The following is a 4,148-nucleotide window of genomic DNA, read 5'->3' on the forward strand; positions in this document are numbered from 1 at the left end:
CCCCCGGCCGCCTCAGGTGATCGGCGCCGGGTGAACAGGGTCAGATCGTTGAACAGCCCCCACCGGTCGGACCAGGGGCGCTTGCGCCCGCTCGCCACGTCGAGGATCAGGTGGAACAGCTCCCAGCCGACCTCCTCGATCGTGGCCGCGCCGGTGGCGATGCGGCCGGCATCCAGGTCGATCAGATCGGACCAGCGCTCGGCGAGTTCCGTCCGGGTCGCGACCTTGATCACCGGGGCCTGGCTGAGCCCGTAGGGCGTGCCGCGCCCGGTGGAGAAGACCTGGACGGTCATCCCCGAGGCGAGCTGCAGCGTGCCGCAGACGAAGTCGCTCGCCGGGGTCGCGGCGAAGATCAGGCCCTTCTCGCGGACGCGCTCCCCCGGCGCCAGGACCCCGGAGATCGCGCTCGTGCCCGATTTGGCGACCGAGCCCAAAGCCTTCTCGACGATGTTGTTGAGGCCGCCCTTCTTGTTGCCCGGCGACGGGTTGGCCCGCCGGTCGGCCTCGCCCTTGGCGAGATAGGCGTCGTACCACGCCATCTCGCGGATCAGCGCCTCGGCGACCTCCGGCGTCTTGGCGCGCGGGGTCAGGAGGTGGATCGCGTCGCGCACCTCGGTCACCTCCGAGAACATCACGGTGGCGCCGCAGCGCACCAGCAAGTCGGCGGCGAAGCCGAGCGCCGGGTTGGCGGTCACCCCCGAGAAGGCGTCGCTGCCGCCGCATTGCAGGCCGACCACGAGGTCCGAGGCCGGGCAGGTCTCGCGGGTCCGGCGGTTCAGCTCCGCGAGGCGCGCCTCGGCCATCGCCAGGATGCTGTCGATCATGGCCGAGAAGCCGTGATGGCGCTCGTCCTGCAGCCGCACCACCCCGTCGCCGGCGGCGCCGTTGTCGGGCAGGAGGCGCTCCGAGACGAGCTTCTCGCAGCCGAGGCCGACGACCATGACCGCGCCGCCGAAATTCGGGTTCTGCGCGAGGCTCTGGAGCGTCCGGATCGGCACCACCGCCTCGGGGGCGTTGATGGCGACGCCGCAGCCATAGGCGTGGGTCAGGCCGACCACGTCGTCGACGTTGGGGTAGCGCGGCAGCAGCTCCTGCTTGATCCGCCGGATCGCCACGTCGAGGGTGCCGGCGACGCATTGCACGCTGATCGAGATCGCCAGGATGTTCTTGGTGCCCACCGACCCGTCCGGGTTGCGGTAGCCCTCGAAGGTGTAGCCCTCGAGCGGGGGCAGGGGGGCCGGCACGCGGGTGGCCATCTCCAGGGCGTCGAGGGCGGGGGCGACCGGCGTCGCGACGCGGGATTCCTCGACCCAGGCGCCCCGCGGGATCGCCTGCGTGGCGAGACCCACCACCTCGCCGTAGCGGCGGACCGCCCCGCCCTCCGGGATGTCGGTGAGGGCGACCTTGTGGCCCTGCGGCACGAACTCGACGAGCTCCAGCCCGTCCGGGAAGACCGTGCCGGCCGGCAGCCCGAAGGCGTTGACCACGATGGCGACGTTGTCGTCGGGGCTCAGGCGGATCGTGCGCGGCACGTCGCCGGCGGCGGGCGGGCGGGTCGGGGCTTCGATCTCGGCCTGCATCGGAGACTCCTTCCGTGACGCGCCCGTCCGGGCTTCTGGCGTGATCAGGCGGCGTCGCCGACGGCGTGGTTCGCGAGGGCCTCGAGCGCCTTCACCATCGCCGAATGGTCCCAGGCCGCGCCGCCCTGCGCCACGCAGGCCGAGAACAGCTGCTGGGCCAAAGCCGTGGCGGGCAGGCTGAGGCCCAGCGTCCGAGCCCCTTCAAGGGCGAGGTTGAGGTCCTTCTGGTGCAGGCCGATGCGGAAGCCGGGATCGAAGGTCCGCTCGATCATCCGCGCGCCGTGCAGCTCCAAGATGCGCGAGGTGGCCAGCCCGCCGGTGATCGCCTGCCGCACCTTGGCGGGGTCGGCGCCGGCCTTCGAGGCGAAGAGCAGCCCCTCGGCCACCGCCTCGATGGTCAGGGCGACGATGATCTGGTTGGCCACCTTGGCGACCTGGCCCGCGCCGACCGGGCCGACATGGGTCACGGTCTTGCCCATCGCCTCGAAGAGCGGCCTGGCGCGCTCAAAAGCCTCCGGCTCGCCGCCGACCATGATCGAGAGCGCGGCGTTCTTGGCCCCGACCTCGCCGCCGGAGACCGGCGCGTCGAGATAGGCGCCGCCCCGCTCGGCGATCCGGGCGGCGAAATCCTTGGTGGCCAGCGGCGCGATCGAGCTCATGTCGATCACGGTCTTGCCGGGGGACAGGCCTTCGGCCACGCCGTCGGCGCCGAACAGGACCTGCTCCACGTCCGGGGTGTCGGGCAGCATCAGGATGATCGTGTCGGCGCGCTCGGCCACCGCGGCCGCCGTGGCGCAGGCGGTGCCGCCCGCGGCAAGCAGCGCTTCGGGCACGCTGCGCCGGGTCTTGAGGAACAGGCTGTGGCCCGCCGCGATCAGGTGTCCGGCCATGGGCGCGCCCATGATGCCGAGGCCGATGAATCCGATGTTCATGCGTGTCGATCCCGGTTGCGGTGTTCAGGCGCGGAAGCGGGCGGCCAGCGCCTCGGAGCCGCGGGCGAGCAGCCCCATGTCGGAGCCCACCGCGGTGAAGCGGGTGCCGGCGGCGATGTAGCGGCGGGCCAGCTCCTCGCTCGGTGTGAGGATGCCGGCATGCTTGCCGGCCCGGACGATCCGCGCGACCGCCGCCTCGATGGTGGCGACCACCTCCGGGTGGCCCTGCTGGCCGACATGGCCGAGGCTGGTGGAGAGGTCGCCGGGCCCGATGAACACGCCGTCCACGCCCTCGACGGCGGCGATCGCGTCCAGATTGTCGAGGGCGCGGCGGGACTCGACCTGCACCGCCACGAAGATCTCGGCCTCGCAGCGGGTGTGGTAGTCCTTGATCCGGCCGAACCGGGCGGCGCGGGGCGCCTGCGAGAAGCCGCGGATGCCGCGGGGCGCGTAGCGCGTCGCCGCGACCACCCGGGCGGCCTGCTCGGCATCGTCGATGTTGGGGATCATAAGCGACTGCGCGCCGGCATCGAGGATGCGCTTGATGGTGATCGGGTCGTCGCTCGGCACCCGCACCATCGGGTGCGTGTCGCCCTCCATCATGGCCTGGAGCTGGGCGTAGATGTCCCGGAGGTCGTTGGCCGAGTGCTCCATGTCGAGGAGCAGCCAGTCGAACCCGGCCCCGGCGACCACCTCGGTGGAGATCGGGCTCGCAAGGCTGCACCACAGGCCGATCTGCTGGCGCCCCTCGGCGAGGGCCGCCTTGAAGCGGTTGGTGAGGCTGTCCATCACGATCCTCCCTGGGCGCGCACGCGTCGCGGCGTCTGCGCGCCGTCCGCCCCATCACGCGCAGCCTTCCGGTGCGAGGTCAAAGCCAAACACTGGATCGATCGATGCCGAACATGCATCAATCGGAGGCCCCGTCAGGGTGGGGGCATCTCGGCCAGGATCGAGACCAGCCGGGCGATGAGCGGAGCGTCCGCATCGCGCCGCCACGCGAGGAGGAGTTCCACCGGGCGCGGGGCGGGCAGGGCGAGCGGCCGGAACACCACGCCCTCGAAGCGCAGGCGCTCGGCGGCGGCCGGCACCAGGGCGATGCCGAGCGCCGCCCGGACGAGGGCCAGGATCGAGTGGATCTGCGTCAGCTGCTGGACCATCGGGGGCTGGATCTCGGCCTCGGCGAGCAGGCCGAGAACGAGGTCGTGGAAGTAGCGCGCCTCGTTGGGCGCGTAGCCGATGAGCGGCTCGCGCCCGAGATCGGCGGGGGTGAGCCCGTCGCGCAGGGCCAGGGGGTTCCCGGCCGGCAGGGCCACCACGAGGGGCTCGGCCAGCGCCCGGACGGCGATCAGGTCCGGATGCGTCACCGGCGGCCGCACCAGCGCGGCGTCGATCCGGCCGGCGAGGAGTTCCTCGATCTGATCCTTGCTGACCATCTCGCGCAACGCGAGCGTCACGTCCGGCAGCGCCCGCCGCAACGCGGTGACGAGGCGCGGCAGGAAGTCGTAGGCCGAGGCCGCCGTGAAGCCGAACTTGAGGACGCCCGCGCGCCCCGCCGCCACCTGCCGGGTGACGTGGGTCGCGGTCTCGGCCAGCCGCAGGATGCGCTGCGCCTCGGGCAGGAAGCGCGGCCGGCGGC

3 protein-coding genes and 1 pseudogene are annotated in these 4,148 nt (G+C 72.5%); all 4 read right to left on the bottom strand.

Translation table 11 applies throughout. The features are described from left to right. Positions 1 to 12 precede the first annotated feature (12 nt). Positions 13 to 1,580: pseudogene (garD, locus tag I53_RS29190) on the bottom strand (galactarate dehydratase). Positions 1,581 to 1,624: 44 nt separating this feature from the next. Then, entirely contained in the window at positions 1,625 to 2,512 is an 888-nt protein-coding gene (locus I53_RS29195) for a 2-hydroxy-3-oxopropionate reductase (protein ID WP_043357687.1), read from the bottom strand. A gap of 24 nt (positions 2,513 to 2,536) precedes the next feature. Then, positions 2,537 to 3,301: an HpcH/HpaI aldolase/citrate lyase family protein gene (locus tag I53_RS29200; protein ID WP_043357688.1), complete on the bottom strand. Its 765-nt coding sequence runs from the start codon at positions 3,299 to 3,301 to the stop codon at positions 2,537 to 2,539. A 134-nt stretch (positions 3,302 to 3,435) separates the two neighbouring features. Beyond that, a partial coding sequence (locus I53_RS29205) for a LysR substrate-binding domain-containing protein (RefSeq protein ID WP_043357690.1) occupies positions 3,436 to 4,148 on the bottom strand: 713 nt, incomplete at its 5' end.

The sequence above is a fragment of the Methylobacterium sp. B1 genome, from assembly GCF_000333255.1.
In the GTDB taxonomy this organism is placed as follows: domain Bacteria; phylum Pseudomonadota; class Alphaproteobacteria; order Rhizobiales; family Beijerinckiaceae; genus Methylobacterium; species Methylobacterium fujisawaense.

Excerpts from the sequence above, each read along its gene's own strand:
- I53_RS29200 (WP_043357688.1), bottom strand. The coding sequence starts at position 3,301 with ATGGACAGCCTCACCAACCGCTTCAAGGCGGCCCTCGCCGAGGGGCGC.
- I53_RS29195 (WP_043357687.1), bottom strand. The coding sequence starts at position 2,512 with ATGAACATCGGATTCATCGGCCTCGGCATCATGGGCGCGCCCATGGCC.